The organism is Streptomyces sp. NPDC002835, from assembly GCF_053591995.1.
This window is the reverse complement of the sequence record NZ_JBSFUW010000028.1, coordinates 26,910-49,004: the sequence shown is the minus strand read 5'-3', so window position 1 is coordinate 49,004 and position 22,095 is coordinate 26,910. Positions and strand designations below refer to the sequence as shown.

Genomic DNA, 22,095 nt, shown 5'->3' with positions numbered 1-22,095 from the left:
GGGGAAACCTACGTTCCCCGCACCGCCACCGGCAGCGCCCCGCGTCGTCTCACCCGTACGCGCCACACGACCAGAGCCGCGGCGGCCACCGGCACGCCGGTCGCCATCAGCCACACCGGCACGCCCGCCACCGTCAGCAGGTCGTCGTCCCACACCACCCGCTGAAAGGGTGTGTCGGAGGCGGCGGGCACCAGCTCGTGGTCGCCGTCGATCCGGCCGGGGTCGGGGAAGCGCTGGTCGAGCACGGTGAGGAAACGGTCCTCCCCGTCGGTGAGGCGGCCCACCGCACCCTTGGGCTCGATCTGTCCCGCGTACGTCACCTCGGGCTCGGAGCCGCCGATGGCGCCGCGCGGCTCCATCCGGTGCTGCGCGAGCACGAACAGGCCCAGCGACTGGGCCGTCGTGGCCCGCCGGGACAGCCGCATCGGATAGACCAGCGTCTCGCTCGCGAAGCTCAGCCGCAGCGGGTCGAGCGTGCCGTCGAGCACCTTGCCCTGCTCGGCCGGCGCCAGGCGTACGGCGACGTACTCCCAGCCCTGGTCGACGTACGGCCGCAGGTCCTCGCCGAGCCCGTCGGGCATCTTGAAGCCGTTCGAGGTGAGCCAGTCGCCCAGCGCGTCCGGGTCGGTCGCCGTCAGCCGGGCCACGTCGAAGTCGCCGAGCCTCTCCCGGCCGACGACCCCGACCCCGGAACCGTCCGCTCCCTGCCCCGGGGCCGCGCCCGGCGCGCCGTCGCCGTGGTCGAAGGGCCAGTCGCCGTTGCGGGGCCAGAAGTAGTGGCGCGTACGGTGCACCGGCGCGGCGATCCGCACCAGTTCGTCGAAGACCGCGGCGTCGGCGAGCTCCACGGTGGCCCGCCCCGGCACGGGCATGATCCACGCCGCCTCCGGCGCGTCCGAGTCGACGGTGAAGCGCATGACGATCTGTTCGGTGCGGCCGTCCCAGTCGACCACCGCGGACTCGCGGTGCACCGAGAACTGCGCGTTCTGGTCGACGACCATCGCCCCGCACCCGCAGGCATGGGCCGGTCCGACCAGCGAACCGACCTGCAGCATGAGCAGCGCCAGCAGCACGGTGAGCACGCGCGCGCGTGACCCGAATTCTTGTATGTTCCCCCGCATGCCCTCTGTGACGGCGCCGTGACACCAGCGGTTCCCGTCCGGACGGATCTGTTCCTCTCCCGTGACCGGACACCGCATTCCGGCCGTTGAGTGGGGACGGACGGGGTGACAGTCAGGTGAACAGGGAGTTCCGTGGGTCTTCTCCACGGGGCGGTACCACGCTCCACGGACGCCCGGTGGACACCTGGGCAACACACAACGGGACGAGTGAACCGGTGGGGAGGCTCGGCGCGACGTGGCGAACGCGGAACACAGCCCGCGCAGCGGTGCGGCGGCGGCAGTGGCGGCGGATGCGAGGATCGGCACCGTCAGGGCCGCGCTGTGGCTCTTCGCCGCCGTCCTCGCCATACGGCAGGCGGCGGCCGTACTGACCCTGCCGCCCGGTGAGCGGCTCCTCGACCTGGGGACCTGGACCGGGCGGAACGGCGTCCTCCACGTCCCCGGCTCCCTCTACGACGAGGGCAGATTCACCGGCACCCCGTTCACCGGGCTCGTCCTCAGACCACTCGCCCACTCCGCCGAGCAGGGCCTCGGCGTCGCCTGGACCTTTGGCACCCTGCTGCTCGTGGTGCTCGTCGGCCTGGTCGCCGCCCGCGCCCTGCCGATCCCCGTGTCCCGCCGCAGCACCCTGCTGGCCGCGCCGGTCGCGATCAGCCTGCTGATGCTGTCGCTGCCCGTCCGCAACAGCTTCCACCTGGGCCAGACCAGCGTCATCCCCGTCCTGCTGGTCCTCCTCGGCTGCCTCGCCGTGCGCGGAGAGCGGCCCGCGGGCCTGCTCATCGGCATCGGCGCCGCCCTTCAGCCGACCGTCCTGCTCTTCGCACCGCTGCTGTGGTTCACCGGCCGCCGCCGTGCCGCCGTGACCTCGGCGGGCGCCTTCGCCGCCCTCTCCGCACTCGCCTGGGCCGCGATGCCCGGCGACTCATGGACGTACTGGGTGCACCACGTCGCGGGCGCCGGGCTCGGCGAAAGCCCCGACAGCCTCGCCAACCAGTCGCTGCACGGCGCGCTCCTGCGCCTCGGCCTCCAGGGCGGCCCCGAGATCGCCGGCTATCTGCTGCTCGCGGCCGGCGTCGTCTACCTCGGTCTGCGCCGCGCCGTCCGCTACGCCCACGACGGACAGCTGCTGCTCGCCGTGGCCGTCACCGGCTGCGTGGCCGTCGCCGTCTCACCGACCGCCTGGCAGCACCAACTCCTGTGGGTGCTGCTCGCCGTCGTCGGCCGGGTCGGCAGGCGCGCCGCTGACCGGTTGCTGTGGCCCGTACTCGTCGTCCTCGCGATCACGCTGCCGGGCACGATGCTGCTGCCCAACGTCCCCGCCCTGCACCCCGTCCGGGACAACGCGCTCCTCGTCGCCGCGCTGGCGGCGGCCTGCGCGGTGCCGTTCCTGCCGCTCGGCTCGCCGCACTTCCGCCGGCCCGTCCCGACCGCGTACGCCGCACCGGTGCCCGCCCGCTGGGCGCGCGTACCCCTGCTGCCGTTCTGGCGGCGCGCCCTCAGCCGCCCCAACCTGCTGCTCGAACTGCTGGTCATCCGAGTCGGCTACTCCGTCTACTCCCAGATCCGTGCCGCAGCGACCGGCGGCGTGGCGGCGGCGGAGGAACACGGCAGGCAGATCCTCTCCGTCGAGGCCGCGCTCGGCATCGACATCGAGCACTGGGTCAACCAGGCGGTGGTGAAGGTGACATGGGCGGAGACCTTCTTCGACTTCTACTACACGTCGTTCCACTTCGCGGTCCCGCTGGCCGTCCTCGGCGTGCTGTACGTGCGCCGGCCGTCCGACTACCGCTGGGCGCGCACGTCGCTCGCCTTCGCGACGCTGCTCGCGCTCCTCGGTTTCTGGCTCTACCCCCTCGCGCCGCCGCGGCTGATGCCCGGCATGGGCTTCATCGACACGGTCCACGGCCCCCAGGACCTCGCCAACCCCGACTACGGCGCGATGACCGCCGTCACCAACCAGTACGCGGCGATGCCGTCCCTGCACTTCGGCTGGTCGCTGTGGTGCGGACTGGTGGTCCTGCTGCTGGCGCCCAGGCTGTGGATGAAGCTGCTGGGGCTGCTGCACCCGCTGTTCACGGTCTGCGCGATCGTCGCCACCGCCAACCACTGGGTCCTCGACGCGGCGGGCGGCGCGGTGGTCGTCGGCGCGGGCTTCGGCCTCACGTACCTGCTGGCGGGGCGCAGACAACTGCTGGTCGGCGCGGACCCGGTGCCTGCGCACTCGGTGCCGGGGGCGAGGTCGCAAGCGGACGACGCACATGCGGACGGCAAGGAGGCGGCGGCGCAGAACGCATGAGGCCCCGGCGGGTACGGGCACCAGGTCCGCACCCGCCGGGGTGGATCGCCGCGTCCAGTAATCGTCCGCCACGACGGCCGGTTCCGCCACTTGGGCGACCTCGAACCAGACCGTCCTGCCCGGCTTCCCGTGCGTGACGTCCACGCCCCACTTGTCCACGACGGCGCCAGCAGCGCGAGGCCCCGGCCGGACTCGTCGTCCGCGCACGCCTGTTGGGGCACGGGCCGATCGGACGGCAGGTGAGGGGCGAAGGGCCTCCGCTCGGCCGACCGGAGGTGGCCGGGGCCTGGACTCTGACGCAGCACGTCGCCTGACCGGGCGTCGCCGTCACGACGGGACCGGGGCGGGCGCGCCTCCGTCGGGATTCGCGTCGACCACGCCTCGCAGAGGGCTCACGGAAACCTGAGACGGCATGCGCCGCGCTCGACCGGCTGGGCGATATCCGGCTGTGAGTCCTCCGTGCGCGCCGGACCGCCGGGCAAGCCGCCCACGGTGTACGCCGAGCTGCCGACGCCCTTGTTCGGGGAGGGGCATCACCCTGGCCGGCGACAAGCTCTGGCAGATCACGTGGCGTGACGGCATCGCCCTCGAACGCGACCCCGTCTCGCCCGTGGAACGTCGTCGGGTCGCTTACCAGGGCGAGGGCTGGGGCCTGTGCCGCCAACGCGGCGCAGGGCAGGACCGGCTGGTGATGAGCGACGGCTCCGACCGGCTCGTCTTCCGCGACCCCGACACCTTCACCGCGACGGGGGGCGTCCTTCGTCAGCTCAGCCCCGTGTGACCCGGAGTTCCTTGATGCCGTTCAGCCAGGCCGAGCGCAGGCGGCGTGGGTCGCCCGCGAGGCGGAGGTCGGGGAGGGCGTCGGCTATCGCGTCGAAGATCAGGTTGATCTCCATGACCGCCAGGGACTTGCCGAGGCAGAAGTGCGGGCCGCCGCCGCCGAAGCCGAGGTGCGGGTTGGGGTCGCGGGTGATGTCGAAGCGTTCGGGGTGGTCGAAGACCATGGGGTCGTTGTTGGCGGACGAGTAGAACAGGCCGACCCTGTCCCCCTTCTTGATGCGGGCGCCGCCCAGGACCACGTCCTGGGTCGCGGTGCGCTGGAAGGAGACGACCGGCGTGGCCCAGCGCACGATCTCCTCGGCCGCCGTCTCGGGGCGCAGCCGCTTGTAGAGGTCCCACTGCTCGGGGTGGGTGAGGAACGCGTGCATACCGTGGCTGATCGCGTTGCGGGTGGTCTCGTTTCCGGCCACCGCCAGCAGGATGACGAAGAAGCCGAACTCGTCGGAGGACAGGTTCCCTTCGCCCTCCGCCGCGACCAGCCGGCTGACGATGTCGTCGGCGGGGCACTCCTTGCGCGCGGCCGCCAGGTTCATCGCGTACGAAACGATCTCCATCGCCGCCTCGGTGCCGACCTCCTCGGTGATGGCGTACTCGGGGTCGTCGTACGCGGCCATCTTGTTGGACCAGCCGAAGATCTTGGACCGGTCCTCCTGGGGGACGCCGATGAGTTCGGCGATGGCCTGGAGGGGGAGTTCGACCGCGATGTCGGTGACGAAGTCGAAGCTGCCGTCCGCTCCCGCACCGGCTCCCGCTCCAGCGCCGGCCGCCGCCGTCTCGGCGATCGAGCGTGCGCGGCGGCGCAGCGCGGCCTCCAGGGAACGCACCGCCCGTGGGGTGAAACCGCGCTGGACGATCTGGCGGACGCGGGTGTGCTCGGGCGGGTCCATGTTGAGCATGATCAGCTTCTGGACCTCGATCTGGTCGCGGCTGATCGTCTCGTTGAAGCGGATGACGGCGGTGTTGGTGTGGGAGGAGAAGAGCTCGGGGTGCGTGGAGACGTGCCTGACGTCCGCGTGCCGGGTGACGGCCCAGTAGCCCTCGTCGTCGAAGCCGGAGACACCGGCGGGCTGTTCGCACCACCAGACGGGTGCGGTGCGCCGCATCTCGGCGAACTCGGGGTGGGGGACGCGGGCCTGGAGGAGGTCGGGGTCGGTGAAGTCGAACCCTGGGGGGAGATGGGGGCAGGACATCGGCAGCTCCCGCTTCGGCGTCGGGGTGCGGTCGGACCACCTGATGGGCCATCAGGAAGTGGCCGAAAGGTAATAACGGGTTCTACAAGTAGCAAGGCTCGCGGCCGGAACTGTTGCGGCTGAGGGTCCCAGTAAGAGGCCTGCAAGACCCTTGCGTACCGGCGGTAGCACTCATAAGACTTCTGGCAGAACTAGAACGCGTACTAGTTCGAGAGTCTCCCAGAGTTCGGCCCGTAAGGGCGCCGGGACGCCCGTACGGCCGCAGAGAGGACGAGCTCATGGCCGCGGAACCCGTCATCGTCGAAGCCGTACGCACCCCCATCGGCAAGCGGGGAGGACTGCTCGCCAACCTCCACCCCGCCTATCTGCTGGGCGAGACCTACCGTGAACTCCTCGGCCGGACCGGCATCCACGCCGACTGCGTCGAACAGATCGTCGGCGGCACCGTCACCCACGCCGGCGAGCAGTCCATGAACCCCGCGCGCACCGCCTGGCTGACCGTCGGCCTGCCGTACGAGACCGCCGCGACGACCGTGGACTGCCAGTGCGGATCGTCGCAGCAGGCGAGCCACATGGTGGCCAACATGATCTCGGCCGGGGTCATCGACGTCGGCATCAGCTGCGGCGTCGAGTCCATGTCGCGGGTGCCGCTGGGCAGCGGGTCGAAGCACGGGCCCGGCAAGCCGTTCCCCGAGGAGTGGAACGTCGACCTGCCCAACCAGTTCGAGGCCGCTGAGCGCATCGCGCGCCGCCGGGGCCTGACGCGCGCGGACGTGGACCGGCTCGGGCTGCTGTCCCAGCAGCGGGCGCAGGCCGCGTGGAGCGAGGAGCGCTTCAAACGTGAGACGTACGCCGTGCAGGTGCCGACGACGGAGGAGGAGCAGGCCGCCGGGCAGGGGATGTGGCGCCTCGTCGACCGGGACGAAGGGCTCCGCGACACCTCGCTCGAAGCGCTCGCAGGACTGAAACCGGTCATGCCGACAGCCGTCCACACCGCCGGAAACTCGTCACAGATCTCGGACGGCGCCGCCGCCGTCATGTGGGCGTCCAAGCGCATGGCGAGGGCGCTCAAACTGAAGCCCCGCGCCCGTATCGTCGCCCAGGCCCTCGTCGGCGCGGACCCGCACTTCCACCTGGACGGGCCCATCGACGCGACGCGAGCCGTGCTCGGCAGGGCCGGGATGTCGCTCAAGGACATCGACCTGGTCGAGGTCAACGAGGCGTTCGCGTCCGTGGTGCTGAGCTGGGCGCAGGTCTTCGACCAGGACCTCGAGAGGGTCAACGTCAACGGCGGCGGGATAGCCCTCGGCCACCCGGTGGGCGCGACCGGCGCCCGCCTCATCACGACGGCGCTCCACGAACTGGAGCGCCGGGACAAGGAGTTCGCACTGATCACCATGTGCGCGGGGGGCGCGCAGGCGACGGGGACGATCATCCAGCGGATCTGAGGTCCGCAGGGTCATGGTCGGACTCTGTGCGACGGGGCGGGCCGACCCCCGCCCCGCCCCGTCGCCTCGCGCGCAGCCCCTTCGGACTCCCGCGCCGCATCGATCTCGAACGTGACCTGTGCGTCGAACGCCGCCCGTCGGGTCGCCCGGCGCAGCGCCTTGAGGAGCGTAGCGCCGAGGGTGAGCGTCAGGACGACGGTCAGGACCGCACGGCCCAGGTCCCAGCCGAGCGAGGTGGCCGCGCAGTACGCGACGAAGCGCACCAGGTTCTCGTGGAGCGGGTCCCCCGGTTGGAACGAGATGCCCGACGCCATGCCCGTGATGATCGTCCAGCCGTGCAGGTTCATCACGGTGCCGTACGCGAACGCCGCGACCGCCCCGTACGCGGCGAGCATCAGCAGCTCCAGCCGCCCCCGGACACGGTCCGGGCCCGGCAGCAGGCCCGCGCCCATCGCGAACCAGCCCATCGAGAGCATCTGGAACGGCATCCAGGGTCCGACGCCGCCCGTCAGCAGCGCCGACGCGAACATGGTCACCGCGCCGAGCACGAAACCGAAACCCGGGCCGAGGACCCGCCCGCTGAGGACCATGAGGAAGAACATGGGCTCCAGCCCGGCGGTCCCCGCGCCCAGCGGGCGCAGCGCCGCCCCGACCGCGGCCAGCACGCCCAGCATGGCCACCGCCTTCGCGTCCATCCCGGTGTCCGCGATCGTCGCGACGACGACGGCGACCAGGAGCGGCAGCATCGCGGCGAACAGCCACGGCGCGTCACCGGCGTGCGCCGCCAGGCCCGACTGCGCGTCGGCGAGCAGCGGCCAGCCGAAGAAGGCGACGCCGATGCCGCTGATCAGGACGAGCGCGGCGACGGAACGCGGACCCAGGCGGACGGGGCGGTCGGCGCTCCCCGTCCTCTTCGAAGGCGTCTCATCCCTGCTCATCGTGGTGTCTCCAGGGCCGCCTCGACCTGCGCGACCGTCAGCCACTGCTGCGGCGCGAGAATCTTGGCCACCTGCGGGGCGAACGCGGGGGAGGACACCACGACCTCGGCCGTCGGGCCGTCGGCCACCACCTCGCCGTCGGCCAGGATCACCACCCGGTGCGCCAGTTCGGCCGCCAGCTCCACGTCGTGGGTCGCCATCACGATCGCGTGCCCGTCCCGGGCGAGGCCCCGCAGAATCCCCACCAGCCGCGCCTTCGCCGCGTAGTCCAGGCCGCGCGTCGGCTCGTCGAGGAGCAGCAGCGGCGGCCGGCCGGTGAGGACGAGCGCCAGCGCGAGAGCCAGCCGCTGCCCCTCGGACAGATCGCGGGGATGGGTGCCGTCCGGCACACCGGGGAGAAGCTCGCTGACGAGAGCGCGACAGGTGCCGGGCGCCGCCTGCGCGTCGGTGTCCGCCGCCGCGCACTCGGCGGCGACCGTGTCCGCGTAGAGCAGGTCGCGCGGCTCCTGGGGGACGAGCCCGACATGGCGGATCAGCTCACGGGGGTGGGTGCGGTGGGGCGTACGGCCGTTGATCTCCACCGTGCCGCTCGTCGGCTCGATCATGCCCACGAGCGTCGACAGCAGGGTCGACTTCCCGGCGCCGTTACGGCCCATGAGCGCGACGGTCTCGCCAGGGGCGACGCCGAGGCCGACGTCCCGCAGCGCTTCGGTACGGCCGCGGCGGACGGTGAGCCGGGTGGTGATGGCGACGGGTACCGACGGGTCGGTCGGTACGGGGTTGGGCGCGGGTGCGGGGCGGCGGAAGCGGGAGAGCAGGCGGCGGCCAGGTCCCGCCCCCGGGTCGGGACCGCGCACCGCGCCGCGCACCGTGTCCGCCGGCGCCGGGCGGCCGTCGGCAGGCGACAGGCCCTCCAGCCGCTCCCGCAGCGAGCCCGCACGGCGGCGTGCGTCCCGTACGGACAGCGGCACCGGAGTCCACCCCGCCGTCCGGGCCAGCGCCACCACCGGCGGGTGGACCGGCGACACGTCCATCACCGTCGCCGGGTCGCCGACCACGGGGCGCTCGCCGCGCCCCGGCAGCAGGACGACCCGGTCCGCGTACTGCACGACCCGTTCCAGGCGGTGCTCCGCCATCAGGACCGTCGTGCCGAGGTCGTGGACGAGCCGCTGCAGCACCGCCAGCACCTCCTCCGCCGCCGCCGGGTCCAGCGCGGACGTCGGCTCGTCGAGGACCAGTACCTTCGGGTGCGGCGTCAGCACCGAGCCGATCGCGACCCGCTGCTGCTGGCCGCCCGACAGCGTCGCGATCGGCCGGTCCCGCAGCTCCGCCAGGCCGAGCAGGTCGAGCGTCTCCTCGACCCGGCGGCGCATCACGTCCGGCGCGAGGCCCAGCGACTCCATGCCGTACGCGAGCTCGTCCTCGACGGTGTCGGTGACGAAGTGGGCCGGCGGGTCCTGGCCCACCGTGCCGACCACGTCCGCCAGTTCACGGGGCTTGTGGGTACGCGTGTCACGGCCGTCGACCGTGACCCGGCCGCGCAGCGTGCCGCCCGTGAAGTGCGGGACGAGCCCCGAAACCGCGCCCAGCAGGGTCGACTTGCCGACCCCCGAAGGGCCGACGAGCAGCACCAGTTCGCCTTCGGGAACGGTGAGATCGACGTTCTCCAGCGTGGGCCCGGCGGCGTCGCCGTACGTCACCGAGACGTTCTCGAAGCGGATCACCGGGTCGACTCCTTGGCTCCCGCGGGGACCGGCGCGACGAACGCCGGCAGCAGGCCGATCAGTACGGACAACGCCGGCCACACCGGCAGCGCGGGCGCCGTCAGCGGTACGACACCGGGGTGCAGCGCCTCACCCCCGTACACGGCGGCCCGGATCATCAGCCCGGCGACGGCCACGCCGGAACCGGCCACCAGCCACGCCCGCCCGCCCCACCGGTCGGGACGGTAACGGGTACGGACAGAACGCCGGCCGCCCAGCCACAGGCCGCCGGCCGCCGCGACGAGCCCCGCGGCCAGCAGCGGCAGCCCGTACTCGGCGCCCTCGGCGGCGAGCAGCCCGTACGACCCCGCGCACACGCCCAGTAGCCCGCCGAGCGTCAGCACGTTCGTGGTGCGGCGCACGGCGGGCGGGACCTGGGCGGTGCGCCCGTAACCCCGGGCGTCCATGGACGCGGCGACCGCGACCGACCGCTCCAACGCGCCCTCCAGGACCGGCAGCCCGATCTGGGCGACCGCCCGTACGCCGCCGGTGGGGCGGCCGCGCAGCCGGCGGGCCGTGCGCAGCCGGAGCACGTCCGCGACCATGTTCGGCGCGAAGGTCATCGCGACGACGACGGCCACGCCTGCCTCGTACAGCGCTCCCGGCAGCGACTTGAGCAGCCGCGCCGGGTTCGCGAGCGCGTTGGCGGCGCCGACGCAGATCAGCAGCGACGCCAGCTTCGCGCCGTCGTACAGCGCGAAGACGATCTGCTCGGCGAATACCCGGCCGCCGATCCGGATGCCGTCCGCCCAGTCGGGCACCGGGACTTCGGGGAGCGCGAACAGGACGTGCGTACCGCCGATGGGGGAGCCGAGGACGACGGAGAAGACGACGCGTACGGCGATGACGACGAGCCCCAGCTTCACGAACGCGCCGTACGAGCGGGCCCAGGGGGCGTCCGTGCGGCGGGCCGCGACGACGTAACCGGCGACGCCGACGAGCAGGGCGAGGAGGAGGGGGTTGGTGGTGCGGGAGGCGGCGACGGCGAGGCCGAGCGCCCAGATCCACCAGGCGGTGGCGGGGAGGGCGTTGGCGCGGGTGGCGGTGGGGGGACGGAGGGGGTGGGTGCGCGGGGGCGTGGTGGCGGTGGGACCGCTGCGCGGGGCTTGTCCCCTCCCCGCCCCTTCCCGCTGTACCGATATGCGGCTCCGCCGCGTGGCGGGCTCCGCACCGGGCCCCGTTTCGGGGGCTCCGCCCCCGGGCCCCCGCGCCTCAAACGCCGGCGGGGCTGGAATCGCCCCCGCTGGGTGTGGCTGCGGGGCCGACACGCCGTCGTCCCGGGTCATCGCTTGCGGCGGCGGGACTGCCAGACCGTTGCCGCCGCCAGGGCCAGCACCGCCGCGAGGCCCGCGTAGAGGCCGACGGACGGGCCCTCGTCCGGCTCCGGTTCGGACGCGGACGCGGACGCGGACGCGGACGCGGACTCCCGCTCGGAGACCTGTTCGCCGCAGCCCGACTTGGGGTAGCCCGAGATCGCGCACAGCAGGGCCTGGCTGTTGTACCGCAGCGGCTTCGCGACCCGCGCCAGGGCCTCCGCCGTCGTCGCCGTCTCGTCGGTCTGGACGCAGGCCGTGCGCCGGGCCGGCGGGGTCTCGCCCCGGGGGGCGTCCGTCGCCGTGCCGGGGTCGATGACCAGGGCGATCCGCTTGGTGCCGTCCTTCGCGGGCGTCTTCGCGCAGATCGCCGCGAAGTCGGGCGCCGTGCGCGGCTTCGCGGAGTCCCCGCTGTCCTCGCTCACCGAGAAGCGGAAGCCGTGCACGGACCCGTCGGCGGGGCGTGCGGTGGCCGGGCCCTCGGTGGCGTACGTCCACCGGCCGTCGGTGCTCTGCCAGAACGACCAGTAGCGGTAGCCCGCCGCCTGCGCGGGGGCCGCGACCAGCGCGGTGAGCAGGGCGCCGAGGCCGACGAGGACGAGGAGGGAGCGGGTGCGTCGCATCAGCTCTGGTTCTTCCTGCGGCCGCTGAGCAGGAAGCCCGCGCCCATGGCGGCGACGAAGAACGCGCCCACGATCCACCAGGTGTTGAAGGAGGACGAGCCGTCGTCGGACTTCTTCTCGTCCTTCGCGGCCGGCGACTCGGACGCCGCCGCCTTCGGCGCCGGGCCGCTCGCGGACAGCGCGGCGACCAGGTCCGTGCCGCCGAAGTCCTTCGGGTCGGCGCCGGCCGCGCGCGCGGCGAAGATCAGCTGGGCGTAGGCGGCGGGGCCGTTCTCCTGCGCCCACGACGCCGAGTTCTTCCGCAGCCACGCGAGCGGCTGCGCCGCCTGCTCGGGGAGACCCTGCACGGACAGCGCCACCACCGCGTCGGCGGTGTTGCCGAAGTCCGGCTTGGGGGACGAGTCTTCGGCGCCCGGCATCGGCGGGGTGTCGAAGTGGCCCTTCTTCGCCAGACCCTTCGCGAGGTAGGCGGCGCCGTTGTGCGCCGCGCCGTCGAGGGTCGTGGTCTTCTCGCAGGCGGTGCCCTTGTCGTCCTCCGCGTTGCCGCCGGTCGCCGCCAGGCCCTTGCCGTGGGAGGCGAGCACGGCGGCGGCCGTGGAGTCGGCGACGATGCCGGGGGACTTCACCTGGTAGACGAACGCGCCGCCGTCCTCGCCGCCGCACGGCTTCGCGAACGTCAGCAGCGCGTCGTACGGCGTCTTGCCGCCCTTGGCCTTGGCGTCGGCCGGGCGCTCGCCGGCCGCGGCGAGCGCGCCGATCACCAGGGACGTGGAGTTGGCGTCGCTCGCGCCGCCGGGGTTGTAGCCCCAGCCGCCGTCCTCGTTCTGGACGGACTTCAGCCAGCCGACGGTCTCCTTCACGACGGCGTCCTGCCCGCCGAGCGCGGCGAGCGCCTGCACGGCGGCGCCGCTCGCGTTGGTGTCCAGGGGCAGCGCGGCGTCGCAGTCCTTGGCGGTGTCGGCGCGGTACGACGGGAAACCGCCGTTCGCGCACTGCTGCCCGGTCAGGAAGGCGACGGCCGCGTCCGCGGGCCGCACACCGGCCGTGTCCTGGGCGAGCAGGGCGAGGGACTGGCGCCAGACGCCGTCGTACGTCGGGTCGGTCTTGCCGTAGAGGCCGGCGGGCAGTTCGGGCGACGGCGTCGGGGAGGGTGCGGCGAGGGCGGCGGGCGCGGCGGTCAGGCCGAGCACGGCGGAGGCGACGAGCGTGGCTGCGCAGCGGCGAACGGTGTTCATGGCGGGGCGGTGCCTCTCCTGCGGTACTCCCGGCGGGGAACCGGGCACGGGCACGCTCACGCACCTGGGCTCCGGCTCCGTATGCCTCGACGGTGCCGGTCACCGGCGGGCTGCCGGTGACACGAGCCGGTCACGACCGCGTACGGGGCATTCCGGCTCGCCGCCCCGGAAAACAGGCGGCTCACGGTTGCGGGGTCAGCGCCGGATTCGCACCGGCTTCCCCCCGTACGGGTAATGATGACGACGCCGACACTCTACCGGCCGGTCGCACATGTGAACGTGGGGCACTGGTCACACGGCCGCGTACCGGACCGGGTCCCCGCCCGGCGCGACTTCCGCGCGGCCCAGCTTCACCAGCCGCCGAAGATGGGACTCCGCCTCGGAGACGGCGATGTTCCGGGAGCCGTACGGGATCTGGTCCCACGGCCGGTTCCACTCCATGCGCACCGCCACCTGCCACGCCGTGAGCGGCTCGGCCAGCAGCGTCAGCAGGCCGGCGAGGCGCTGCTCGTGGTGGGCGAGCAGTTCCCGTACCCGGTCCGCGGCGCCGGTGAAGGCGTGCTGGTGGGCGGGGAGGACCTCGGCGGGGGCGAGGCGGCCGACGCGTTCCAGGGAGTCGAGGTAGTCGCCGAGGGGGTCGGTGACGGTGGCGTCGTCGGGATCCTCGTAGAGGCCGATGTGCGGGGTGATGCCGGGCAGCAGATGGTCGCCGGAGAAGAGGCGGCCGTTGCCGGGACGGCCCGCCGGGTGGGCCTCCTCCAGATGGAGGCAGACATGGCCGGGGGTGTGGCCGGGCGTCCACACGGCCCGCAGTCTGCGGCCCGCCAGGTCGAGCAGCTCGCCGGGGACGATCTCCCGGTCGGGGAGCGCGGGGCGCATTCCGGGGAGCCCGCCGGTGCTGCCGGAGGCGCGTGCGGCGCGCAGGGGCGCGATGTGTGCCTCGGGCGCTCCGGCGCGTTCGAGTTTGCCGGCGAGGTAGTCGAGCCACAGGCCCGGCTCCGCCTCGCGGGTGCGGCGGACGACGCCGGCGTCGGCGGCGTGCATCGCGATCCACGCGCCGGACGCCTCACGGACCCGGCCGGACAGGCCGTGGTGGTCCGGGTGGTGGTGGGTGACGACGACGCCGTGGATCGCGGCGGGCGAGGTGCCGCAGGCGGCCAGGCCCGCCGAGAGCGCGTCCCAGGCGGCGGGTTCGTCCCAGCCGGTGTCGACGAGGACCGGCCCGCGGTCGGTGTCGAGCAGATGGACCAGGGTGTGGCCGAGCGGGTTGTCCGGGATCGGGACGCGCAGGGAGTGGACACCGCCGCCGTGGTCGTACGCGAGCGGGACCGGGGCCTCGTCTGTCGTCGGCGCCATGACCATTGCCCCCTGTAACTGGAACTGGTATCAGTTCTGAAACTGTGTCAGATAGCGCGCTCCGGCGGGAGGCAGCAGTCATGACCGAGCTCGTGGAACACGGAGAACTGTTCATCGGCGGCGAGTTGACGGCGCCGCTCGGCACGGACGTGATCGAGGTGATCTCCCCGCACACCGAGCAGGTCGTCGGCCGCGTCCCGCACGCCTGCCCGGCGGACGTCGACCGCGCGGTGGCCGCCGCGCGCCGCGCCTTCGACGAGGGACCCTGGCCGCGGATGACGCTCGCCGAGCGGATCGAGGTCGTCGGCCGGATCAAGGACGCGATCGCCGTACGGCACGAGGAGATCGCCCGGACCATCAGTGCGCAGAACGGCTCCCCGTATGCGTGGAGCGTTCTCGCGCAGGCGCTCGGCGCGATGATGGTGTGGGACTCGGCCATCACCGTCGCCCGGGACTTCACCTACGAGGAGCGCCGTGCCGGCGTCCTCGGCCCGATCCTGGTGCGGCGCGAACCGGTGGGCGTCGTCGCGGCGGTCGTGCCGTGGAATGTGCCCCAGTTCACCGCCGCCGCCAAACTCGCGCCGGCGCTGCTCGCGGGCTGCGCCGTGGTCCTCAAACCGTCGCCGGAGACGCCGCTGGACGCGTATCTCCTCGGCGAGATGGCGCGCGAGGCCGGGCTGCCGGAGGGGGTGCTGTCGATCCTGCCCGCCGGCCGGGAGGTCGGCGAGTACCTGGTCGGGCACCCGGGCGTCGACAAGGTGTCCTTCACCGGCTCGGTCGCGGCGGGCCGCCGGGTCATGGAGGTCGCCTCCCGCAACCTCACCCGCGTGACGCTGGAGCTGGGCGGCAAGTCCGCCGCCGTGATCCTCCCGGACGCCGACCTGGACGCCGCCGTCGCCGGGATCGTCCCCGCCGCCTGGATGAACAACGGCCAGGCGTGCGTGGCCCAGACCCGGGTCCTCGTGCCGCGCGCCCGTTACGACGAGATCGCCGAGGCGTTCGCCGCCGCGGCCTCCGCGCTCGTCGTCGGCGACCCGATGGACGCGGCCACCCAGGTTGGCCCCCTCGTCGCCGAACGCCAGCGGCGGCGCTCGCTCGACTACATCCGGATCGGCCAGGAGGAGGGCGCCAAGGTCCTGTGCGGCGGCGGCCGCCCGGCCGGCCGGGAACGCGGCTGGTACGTGGAGCCGACCCTCTTCGGCGGCGTCGACAACACGATGCGCATCGCCCGCGAGGAGATCTTCGGCCCGGTGGTCTGCCTGCTGCCGTACGGCGGGGAGGACGAGGCCGCCGCGATCGCGAACGACTCGGAGTACGGCCTGAGCGGCAGTGTCTGGACCTCCGACGTCGAGCACGGCATCGACTTCGCCCGCCGGGTGCGGACCGGCACGTACAACGTGAACACCTTCAGCCTCGACATGCTCGGCCCCTTCGGCGGCTACAAGAACAGCGGCATGGGCCGGGAGTTCGGGCCCGAGGGGTACGGCGAGTACTTCGAGCACAAGATGATCCACCTGCCCGCCGGATACGGGGCGAACTGATGGGCGACCGCTGGCGCATCGAGGTGGACCGCAGCGTGTGCATCGGCTCCGGCATGTGCGTGGGCCACGCCCCCGAAGCCTTCGACCTGGACTCCGCCCGCCAGTCCCACGCACGGGCCACGACCGCCGACGCGGGCGAGAAGCTCCTCGCGGCGGCGGAGAACTGCCCCGTCGAGGCGATCACGCTGACGCTGTCGGACAGCGGCGAGACGGTCTTCCCTCCGGAGGAGTAGTCAAAGCACGGCACAACGAGAGGAGTTGGACGCCACGGCCACGGCGTACGTACCCCCGTACACACCGCATTCCGGCCCGGCGATAATGCGCGGGTGAGCGAACTCCCTCTCCCCCTGCCGGCCGACCGGACACCTCCGGGCGTGCCCGACTGGCGGTCGGCCGACGCCGCCACGTGGTCGGCCGCCGCCCCCGCGCGCTGGGCGCATCCCCTGTGGCCGGTGTGCGCGCTCGTCGTCGCGATGGTGTGGTCCGTCGCGGCGGCCCCGGAGGCGGCCTGCACCCCGGCCGAACCGTGCGGCACCGACTGGTGGGGATCGGCACTCGCCGGTGTGGGGCTGCTGTCGCTGTACTGGATCTGGCGGCTGCCCCGGCTCGCCCTGGTGAGCCTGGGCGTGACCGTCGCGGGCGGTCTGCTCGACACCGGACTCCTTGCCGCGTTCGACGGGGCGGCCGACCTCGCGATGGTGCTCGCCCTCGCCTACGCCGTCGTCACCATCGTCCACCGGCTGGCCGCCGCGAGCCGGCAGCGGTTGCTCGCCGAACAGGCCGCCGGGCCCGCCAGACACACCCTCCCCGCGGCAGCCGGCCACTTCCGGCGCGGCCGCGTCAGCTTCGCGCTCGCCGCGCTCCTGCTGGCGGTGGGCATGTTCGCCCTCCTGCGGGTCCAGCAGGTCGTCGACGCGTACGAGGAGCACGCCGCGCACGGCGCCCGCATCTCCGCCGAGGTCACGCGGGTGACCGACGGCGAGGACGTCACCGTCCTCAAGGTGGCGTCACCGGACGCCGGTTCGCACACCGTGGAGACCGCCTACCCCGAGGACCACCCGGTCGGCAGCACCGTGGAGCTCGTCGTCGACGGTGAATGGGCGACCCTGGCCGCCGAGCCGTACGACGTGTTCGGCTGGGAACTGCTGCTGCTGGTGACCGCCGTGCCCGGACTCGCCTTCCTGGCCAACGGCGCGACGGGGCACCTGCGCGCGCTCCGGCTGCGCCGCGCTCCGCTGCCGGCGCTCAAGGTCCTCGTCCGCGAGGGGCACACGGACAGCCGTACCTGGGTGTACGCGGCCGACGACCTCGCGGCGAAGCGCCCGGTGCTGCACTTCCAGTCCCTGTACGCCGCCGACCACGACGACGAGGAGGAGGACGACGGCGGGGCGGAGGACGAGAAGCGGTTCGCCTTCGATGCGGAGGCGGCGAGGGAGGAGGGGGCGGCCGAGGCCGCCAAGGCCGTCGCCGCCCTGGGCGGCACCGACCCCGTGCCGCCGCTGTGCGAGGCAGTCCTGTTCGGCGCTCCCTTCGCCGGCGCCGAAGCCGTCCTGATCGCGGCGGACGAGGACGGGGAGGTGTCGGTGGAGTGCAGCGTCACGCCCGTACGGCCCGCGACGGCGAAGCTGTTCGACGTCCCCGGGCGCCTCCGCCGCGTGTCCGGCGGTTCCGTCGGTCCGGACGGCGGCCGGACCACCGCCTCGATGGAGCCCACCGTCGACCCGCTCACCTGGTCCGCCGGCCGGGGGTCGCGGGCCGTCGGCCTGTTCCTGCTGCTCGTGCACAGCGGCGGCATCTGGGCGGCACTCGGCGACGAGCTCGCATGGCACTGGCTCGTTCTCCTCGTGCTCGGGATGCCGTGGCTCATCGGCTCCGTCTCCACCGCCCTCAACTGGCGGGTGACCGCCGACCACGGAGGTCTGTGGCTGAACGGAGCCTGGCGCGTCAGCCACGTCCCCTGGAACCGGATCACCGGTGTCCAGCACACCGACGACGGCATCCGGGTCTCCGTCTCGGAGGGCAAGGACGTCAGCCTGTCCCCGACGGGGTGGGCCTGGCTCGAACGCAGACTGGGGCGTCACCCGGCCGCGGTCCGTGCCGCGGAGGAGGCGGGCGCCCTGTGGCAGGACCCGGCCCTGCGCCCGGCGCGTGACGCCACGGCGGCCGAGCAGGGTATGCCGCTGGGGCCGGTGGCCCTGGCGGTGGCCGTGCTGTGGGGGACCGCCGTCCTGCTGCTGTGACCCGTGACCCGTGACCCGCCGTGTTCCGTGACCCCGTGACCCGGGGTCACGTCACCGGGCGGCCCTCCGTGCCCGGGCCTTCGCGGGCGCGACCGGGGCCGGCGTGTCCGGCTCCGTCAGGTCGATCAGCCGGCAGACCGTCTCTATGTCGATCTTCACCTGGGCGATCGACGCCCGCCCGGACAGCCAGGTGATCAGCGCAGAATGCCAGGTGTGCTCGATCACCCGGACCGCAGACAGCTGCTCCGGCGTCGGGTGCTCGATGCCCATGGCGTCCAGGATGAGCGCCGTCGTCTGCCGCGAGACCGTGTCCACCTCCGGGCTCACGCTGCGGTCCGCGAAGGTCAGCGCCCGCACCATCGCGTCCGCGAGATGCGGCTCGCGCTGCAACGCGCGGAAGGCGCGCATCAGCGTCTCCGCGACCCGCTCCGCGGCGCTGTCGCCGCCCGGCGGGCGCTTGCGCAGCGTCGTGTGCAGGTGCTGGAGCTGGTCCTGCATGGTCGCCACCAGCAGATGGATCTTGGACGGGAAGTAGCGGTAGAGCGTGCCGAGCGCCACGCTCGACGACTCGGCGACCTCACGCATCTGCACCGCTTCGAATCCGCCCCGGCTCGCGAGCCGCGCGCTCGTGTGGAGGATGCGCCGGCGGCGCGCCTCCTGCCGCTCCGTGAGGGGCGGCGTCGCGGGGAGCACCGGCCCGCCTTCCGCTGTCATCAGTCCCGTAGTCCGTTCCTGCGCACGCCCGCCGTGGCGGGAATCACCTGATCCGCCGGTCACAGTTGCGCTACCGCCGGGTAGATTCGAAGCTCCTCGAACGATCAAGTCTGTAACTTGTTCTAGATTAGCGCGACCGATTACGCTCCGCCGAAACGCAGTGAGAAGGGGGCCACGGGTGACCGCAGAGGCCATAGAGGCCGGCCCCCGAGCGGGCACGTCCGGCACGTCCGGCCGCGGTGGCGACGCTCCGCTGCGGATCGCGCTCCTGACGTACAAAGGGAACCCGTTCTGCGGCGGCCAGGGCGTCTACGTACGGCATCTGTCACGCGAACTCGCCCGCCTCGGTCACCACGTCGAGGTGATCGGCGCCCAGCCCTACCCGGTCCTCGACGAGGGCGTCCCGCTCACCGAGCTGCCCAGCCTCGACCTGTACCGCAGCCCCGACCCGTTCCGCACGCCGAAGCGCGACGAGTACCGCGACTGGGTCGACGCGCTGGAGGTCGCCACCATGCGCACCGGCGGCTTTCCCGAGCCGCTGACGTTCTCGCTGCGCGCCCGCCGCCATCTGCGCGCCCGGCGCGGCGAGTTCGACGTCGTCCACGACAACCAGACCCTCGGCTACGGCCTGCTCGGCGACATCGGCGCACCGCTCGTCACCACGATCCACCATCCCATCACCGTCGACCGGCAGCTCGACCTCCGGGCCGCCGCCGACTGGAAGGGCCGTGTCTCCGTACGCCGCTGGTACGGCTTCACCCGGATGCAGAAGCGCGTCGCCCGCCGGCTGCCGTCCGTGCTCACCGTCTCCGGCTCCTCGCAGCAGGAGATCGTCGACCACCTCGGCGTACGGCGCGAGCGGGTCCACGTCGTCCACATCGGCGCCGACACCGACCTGTTCTCGCCCGACCCCGCGGTCGCCGAGGTCCCCGGCCGGATCGTCACCACCTCCAGCGCCGACGTGCCCCTCAAGGGCCTCGTCCACCTCGTCGAGGCGCTCGCCAAGCTCCGCACCGAGAACCCGGACGCCCACCTCGTCGTCGTCGGCAAGCGCGCCGAGGACGGCCCGGTGGCGCAGCTGATCGAGCGCTACGGCCTCGAGGACGCGGTCGAGTTCGTCAAGGGCATCACCGACGCCGAACTCGTCGACCTCGTGCGCAGCGCCCAGATCGCCTGCGTGCCCTCCCTCTACGAGGGCTTCTCGCTGCCCGCCGCCGAGGCCATGGCCACCGGCACCCCGCTGGTCGCCACCACCGGCGGCGCGATCCCCGAAGTCGCGGGCGCCGACGGCGAGACCTGCCTGGCCGTGCCGCCCGGCGACGCGGAGGCGCTGGCCGCCGCGCTGCGCCGGCTCCTCGGCGACAGGGACCTGCGGGCGCGCCTCGGCGACGCGGGCCGCGCCCGGGTGCTGGCGCGCTTCACCTGGAAGCAGGCCGCCATCGGCACCGCCGAGCGCTACCGAGAGGCGATCGCGGCGTCCCCCGCCGCGGTCCGTACCTCCTGACATCCCCCTCGCCCCGCCCCGCAGGAAGGCAGACCCCCCGTGCTGACCGTCGACTTCTCCCGCTTCCCGCTCGCCCCGGGCGACCGTGTGCTCGACCTGGGCTGCGGCGCCGGCCGGCACGCGTTCGAGTGCTACCGGCGCGGTGCCCGGGTCGTGGCCCTGGACCAGAACGGTGAGGAGATCCGCGAGGTCGCCAAGTGGTTCGCCGCGATGAAGGAGGCCGGTGAGGCCCCGGCCGGCGCGACGGCCACCGCGATGGAGGGCGACGCCCTCAACCTGCCCTTCCCCGACGAGTCGTTCGACGTCGTCATCATCTCCGAGGTGATGGAGCACATCCCCGACGACAAGGGCGTGCTCGCCGAGATGGTCCGCGTGCTGCGGCCCGGCGGCCGCATCGCCGTCACCGTCCCGCGCTACGGCCCCGAGAAGGTCTGCTGGGCGCTCAGCGACGCGTACCACGAGGTCGAGGGCGGCCACATCCGCATCTACCGGGCCGACGAACTGCTCGGAAAGATGAAGCAGGCGGGCCTGCGCCCCTACGGCACCCACCACGCGCACGCGCTGCACTCGCCGTACTGGTGGCTCAAGTGCGCCTTCGGAGTCGACAACGACAAGGCGCTGCCGGTGAAGGCGTACCACAAGCTCCTGGTCTGGGACATCATGAAGAAACCGCTGGCCACCCGGGTCGCGGAGCAGGCGCTGAACCCGCTGATCGGCAAGAGCTTCGTGGCCTACGCGACCAAGCCGCACCTTCCCTCCGACGCCGTGGACGCCGCCAAGTGACCTTGCCGGGACGTACAGACCACCTTGTCCTGCCCGGGGTCCTGAGCGCGGAGCAGGCCGCGGAGACCGTCGCCGGCATTCTCGCCGCGCAGCGCGCCGACGGCGCGATCCCCTGGTTCCGGGGCCACCACCTCGACCCGTGGGACCACACGGAAGCCGCCATGGCCCTCGACGCCGCCGGCGAACACGGCGCCGCGGCCCGCGCCTACGAGTGGCTCGCCCGGCACCAGAACGGCGACGGCTCCTGGTACGCCGCCTACCACGACGGCGACGCGGACGCCGTGACCGACCACGGCCGCGAGACCAACTTCTGCGCCTACGTCGCCGTCGGCGTCTGGCACCACTACCTCGCCACCGGCGACGAGGCCTTCCTCGACCGGATGTGGCCCGTTGTGTACGCGGCGATCGAGTTCGTCCTCGCGCTGCAGCAGCCCGGCGGACAGATCGGCTGGAAGCGCGAACAGGACGGCACGCCGGTCGACGACGCGCTGCTGACCGGCAGTTCCTCCGTCCACCACGCGCTGCGCTGCGCGCTCGCGGTCGCGGAGGAACGCGAGGAGCCCCAGCCGGACTGGGAACTCGCCACGGGCGCGCTGGCCCACGCCGTCCGCCACCACCCGGAGCGCTTCCTCGACAAGGACCGCTACTCCATGGACTGGTACTACCCGGTCCTCGGCGGCGCGGTGACCGGCGTGGCGGCCAAGGAACGCATCGAGTCACGCTGGGACGACTTCGTGGTGCCCGGCCTCGGGGTGCGCTGCGTCCTGCCGAACCCGTGGGTCACCGGCGGCGAGAGCTGCGAACTGGCGCTGGCGCTCTGGGCGATGGGCGAGTCCGACCGCGCCCTGGAGATCCTCCAGTCCGTCCAGCACCTGCGCGCCGAGGGCGGCCTGTACTGGACGGGCTACGTCTTCGAGGGCGAACGCGCGATCTGGCCGGAGGAACTGACCACCTGGACCGCGGGCTCGCTGCTCCTGGCGGTGGCGGCGCTGGGGGGCGACGAGGCGACGGTGGCGGTGTTCGGTGGGGAGCGGCTGCCGAGGGGGTTGACCCCGGACTGCTGCGGGGCCCGCTGACGCGGGCGGGTTGCGGTGCGGGGCGTGTTCCCCTACCCGCCCCTTCCCGAACCGGGGCAGGCCCCGGGCCCCGGTACCGCGCTCCGCGCGGTGGCCTCAAACGTCGGCCGGGCT

Annotated in this window: 18 protein-coding genes and 1 riboswitch; of the genes, 9 read left to right on the top strand and 9 right to left on the bottom strand. The window is 73.3% G+C overall.

Going from position 1 to position 22,095, the window contains the following annotated elements:
* Positions 1 to 8: 8 nt before the first annotated feature.
* Positions 9 to 1,121 (bottom strand): DUF2330 domain-containing protein, encoded by a 1,113-nt coding sequence (locus ACWD01_RS26140; protein ID WP_451165238.1) that lies wholly within the window; start codon positions 1,119 to 1,121, stop codon positions 9 to 11.
* A gap of 235 nt (positions 1,122 to 1,356) precedes the next feature.
* Between ACWD01_RS26140 and ACWD01_RS26135 the strand changes: the two genes are divergently transcribed.
* Entirely contained in the window at positions 1,357 to 3,417 is a 2,061-nt protein-coding gene (locus tag ACWD01_RS26135; protein ID WP_451165237.1) for a bifunctional glycosyltransferase 87/phosphatase PAP2 family protein, read from the top strand.
* Positions 3,418 to 3,829: 412 nt separating this feature from the next.
* Positions 3,830 to 4,198: a glutaminyl-peptide cyclotransferase gene (locus ACWD01_RS26130; protein ID WP_451165236.1), complete on the top strand. Its 369-nt coding sequence runs from the start codon at positions 3,830 to 3,832 to the stop codon at positions 4,196 to 4,198.
* On the opposite strand, the gene ACWD01_RS26125 is transcribed toward ACWD01_RS26130, so the two are convergent.
* Entirely contained in the window at positions 4,185 to 5,447 is a 1,263-nt protein-coding gene (locus ACWD01_RS26125; protein ID WP_451165235.1) for a cytochrome P450, read from the bottom strand. The two genes, ACWD01_RS26130 and ACWD01_RS26125, sit on opposite strands and share 14 nt — an antisense overlap.
* A gap of 278 nt (positions 5,448 to 5,725) precedes the next feature.
* Here ACWD01_RS26125 and ACWD01_RS26120 point away from each other — a divergent pair, with 278 nt between their 5' ends.
* The gene (locus ACWD01_RS26120; protein ID WP_451165234.1) at positions 5,726 to 6,895 is read left to right on the top strand and encodes a steroid 3-ketoacyl-CoA thiolase; all 1,170 of its coding nucleotides are present in this window, start codon (positions 5,726 to 5,728) and stop codon (positions 6,893 to 6,895) included.
* 11 nt (positions 6,896 to 6,906) lie between these two features.
* Here the strand turns inward: ACWD01_RS26120 and ACWD01_RS26115 are convergent, their stop codons facing one another.
* The 6 genes from ACWD01_RS26115 to ACWD01_RS26090 all read right to left on the bottom strand — a co-directional run bounded on the left by ACWD01_RS26115 (position 6,907) and on the right by ACWD01_RS26090 (position 14,123).
* Complete coding sequence (locus tag ACWD01_RS26115; RefSeq protein WP_451165233.1) at positions 6,907 to 7,833, bottom strand: ECF transporter S component; 927 nt, start codon at positions 7,831 to 7,833, stop codon at positions 6,907 to 6,909.
* Positions 7,830 to 9,557: an ABC transporter ATP-binding protein gene (locus ACWD01_RS26110; protein WP_451165232.1), complete on the bottom strand. Its 1,728-nt coding sequence runs from the start codon at positions 9,555 to 9,557 to the stop codon at positions 7,830 to 7,832. The genes ACWD01_RS26115 and ACWD01_RS26110 overlap by 4 nt, the downstream gene beginning before the upstream one ends.
* On the bottom strand, positions 9,554 to 10,882 hold the full coding sequence (locus ACWD01_RS26105) for an energy-coupling factor transporter transmembrane protein EcfT (RefSeq protein ID WP_451165231.1): 1,329 nt from the start codon (positions 10,880 to 10,882) through the stop codon (positions 9,554 to 9,556). Before ACWD01_RS26105 ends, ACWD01_RS26110 begins: the two co-directional genes overlap by 4 nt.
* Positions 10,879 to 11,532, bottom strand: a complete 654-nt coding sequence (locus ACWD01_RS26100; protein WP_451165230.1) for an SCO2322 family protein — start codon at positions 11,530 to 11,532, stop codon at positions 10,879 to 10,881. The genes ACWD01_RS26105 and ACWD01_RS26100 overlap by 4 nt, the downstream gene beginning before the upstream one ends.
* On the bottom strand, positions 11,532 to 12,767 hold the full coding sequence (locus ACWD01_RS26095) for a prenyltransferase/squalene oxidase repeat-containing protein (protein WP_451165229.1): 1,236 nt from the start codon (positions 12,765 to 12,767) through the stop codon (positions 11,532 to 11,534). The genes ACWD01_RS26100 and ACWD01_RS26095 overlap by 1 nt, the downstream gene beginning before the upstream one ends.
* A gap of 145 nt (positions 12,768 to 12,912) precedes the next feature.
* Positions 12,913 to 12,990: riboswitch (cobalamin riboswitch) on the bottom strand.
* Positions 12,991 to 13,058: 68 nt separating this feature from the next.
* Complete coding sequence (locus ACWD01_RS26090) at positions 13,059 to 14,123, bottom strand: MBL fold metallo-hydrolase (RefSeq protein WP_451165228.1); 1,065 nt, start codon at positions 14,121 to 14,123, stop codon at positions 13,059 to 13,061.
* An 80-nt stretch (positions 14,124 to 14,203) separates the two neighbouring features.
* Here ACWD01_RS26090 and ACWD01_RS26085 point away from each other — a divergent pair, with 80 nt between their 5' ends.
* The 3 genes from ACWD01_RS26085 (at position 14,204) to ACWD01_RS26075 (ending at position 17,904) form a co-directional block, all read left to right on the top strand.
* A complete protein-coding gene (locus ACWD01_RS26085; protein ID WP_451165227.1) occupies positions 14,204 to 15,664 on the top strand; it encodes an aldehyde dehydrogenase in 1,461 nt (486 codons plus the stop codon).
* Positions 15,664 to 15,897, top strand: coding sequence for a ferredoxin (locus tag ACWD01_RS26080; protein WP_451165226.1), 234 nt, complete (start codon positions 15,664 to 15,666; stop codon positions 15,895 to 15,897). Before ACWD01_RS26085 ends, ACWD01_RS26080 begins: the two co-directional genes overlap by 1 nt.
* A gap of 93 nt (positions 15,898 to 15,990) precedes the next feature.
* Entirely contained in the window at positions 15,991 to 17,904 is a 1,914-nt protein-coding gene (locus tag ACWD01_RS26075; RefSeq protein ID WP_451165225.1) for a hypothetical protein, read from the top strand.
* 51 nt (positions 17,905 to 17,955) lie between these two features.
* Here the strand turns inward: ACWD01_RS26075 and ACWD01_RS26070 are convergent, their stop codons facing one another.
* Positions 17,956 to 18,618, bottom strand: coding sequence for a TetR family transcriptional regulator (locus tag ACWD01_RS26070; protein WP_451165224.1), 663 nt, complete (start codon positions 18,616 to 18,618; stop codon positions 17,956 to 17,958).
* A 178-nt stretch (positions 18,619 to 18,796) separates the two neighbouring features.
* Between ACWD01_RS26070 and ACWD01_RS26065 the strand changes: the two genes are divergently transcribed.
* From ACWD01_RS26065 to ACWD01_RS26055, 3 genes are read left to right on the top strand one after another with little or no spacing between them, the layout of a single operon-like run.
* Positions 18,797 to 20,122: a glycosyltransferase family 4 protein gene (locus ACWD01_RS26065; RefSeq protein ID WP_451165223.1), complete on the top strand. Its 1,326-nt coding sequence runs from the start codon at positions 18,797 to 18,799 to the stop codon at positions 20,120 to 20,122.
* Positions 20,123 to 20,161: 39 nt separating this feature from the next.
* Positions 20,162 to 20,905 (top strand): class I SAM-dependent methyltransferase, encoded by a 744-nt coding sequence (locus ACWD01_RS26060; RefSeq protein ID WP_451165222.1) that lies wholly within the window; start codon positions 20,162 to 20,164, stop codon positions 20,903 to 20,905.
* Positions 20,902 to 21,981 carry a prenyltransferase gene (locus ACWD01_RS26055; protein ID WP_451165221.1) on the top strand — a complete coding sequence of 360 codons (1,080 nt, stop codon included), beginning with the start codon at positions 20,902 to 20,904 and terminating at the stop codon, positions 21,979 to 21,981. The genes ACWD01_RS26060 and ACWD01_RS26055 overlap by 4 nt, the downstream gene beginning before the upstream one ends.
* Positions 21,982 to 22,095 lie beyond the last annotated feature (114 nt).

Coding starts and splice junctions, on each gene's coding strand:
- ACWD01_RS26140 (WP_451165238.1), bottom strand. CDS start 1,121: ATGCGGGGGAACATACAAGAATTCGGGTCACGCGCGCGCGTGCTCACC.
- ACWD01_RS26130 (WP_451165236.1), top strand. CDS start 3,830: ATGCGCCGCGCTCGACCGGCTGGGCGATATCCGGCTGTGAGTCCTCCG.
- ACWD01_RS26125 (WP_451165235.1), bottom strand. CDS start 5,447: ATGTCCTGCCCCCATCTCCCCCCAGGGTTCGACTTCACCGACCCCGAC.
- ACWD01_RS26120 (WP_451165234.1), top strand. CDS start 5,726: ATGGCCGCGGAACCCGTCATCGTCGAAGCCGTACGCACCCCCATCGGC.
- ACWD01_RS26115 (WP_451165233.1), bottom strand. CDS start 7,833: ATGAGCAGGGATGAGACGCCTTCGAAGAGGACGGGGAGCGCCGACCGC.
- ACWD01_RS26105 (WP_451165231.1), bottom strand. CDS start 10,882: ATGACCCGGGACGACGGCGTGTCGGCCCCGCAGCCACACCCAGCGGGG.
- ACWD01_RS26100 (WP_451165230.1), bottom strand. CDS start 11,532: ATGCGACGCACCCGCTCCCTCCTCGTCCTCGTCGGCCTCGGCGCCCTG.
- ACWD01_RS26095 (WP_451165229.1), bottom strand. CDS start 12,767: ATGAACACCGTTCGCCGCTGCGCAGCCACGCTCGTCGCCTCCGCCGTG.
- ACWD01_RS26090 (WP_451165228.1), bottom strand. CDS start 14,123: ATGGCGCCGACGACAGACGAGGCCCCGGTCCCGCTCGCGTACGACCAC.
- ACWD01_RS26085 (WP_451165227.1), top strand. CDS start 14,204: ATGACCGAGCTCGTGGAACACGGAGAACTGTTCATCGGCGGCGAGTTG.
- ACWD01_RS26080 (WP_451165226.1), top strand. CDS start 15,664: ATGGGCGACCGCTGGCGCATCGAGGTGGACCGCAGCGTGTGCATCGGC.
- ACWD01_RS26070 (WP_451165224.1), bottom strand. CDS start 18,618: ATGACAGCGGAAGGCGGGCCGGTGCTCCCCGCGACGCCGCCCCTCACG.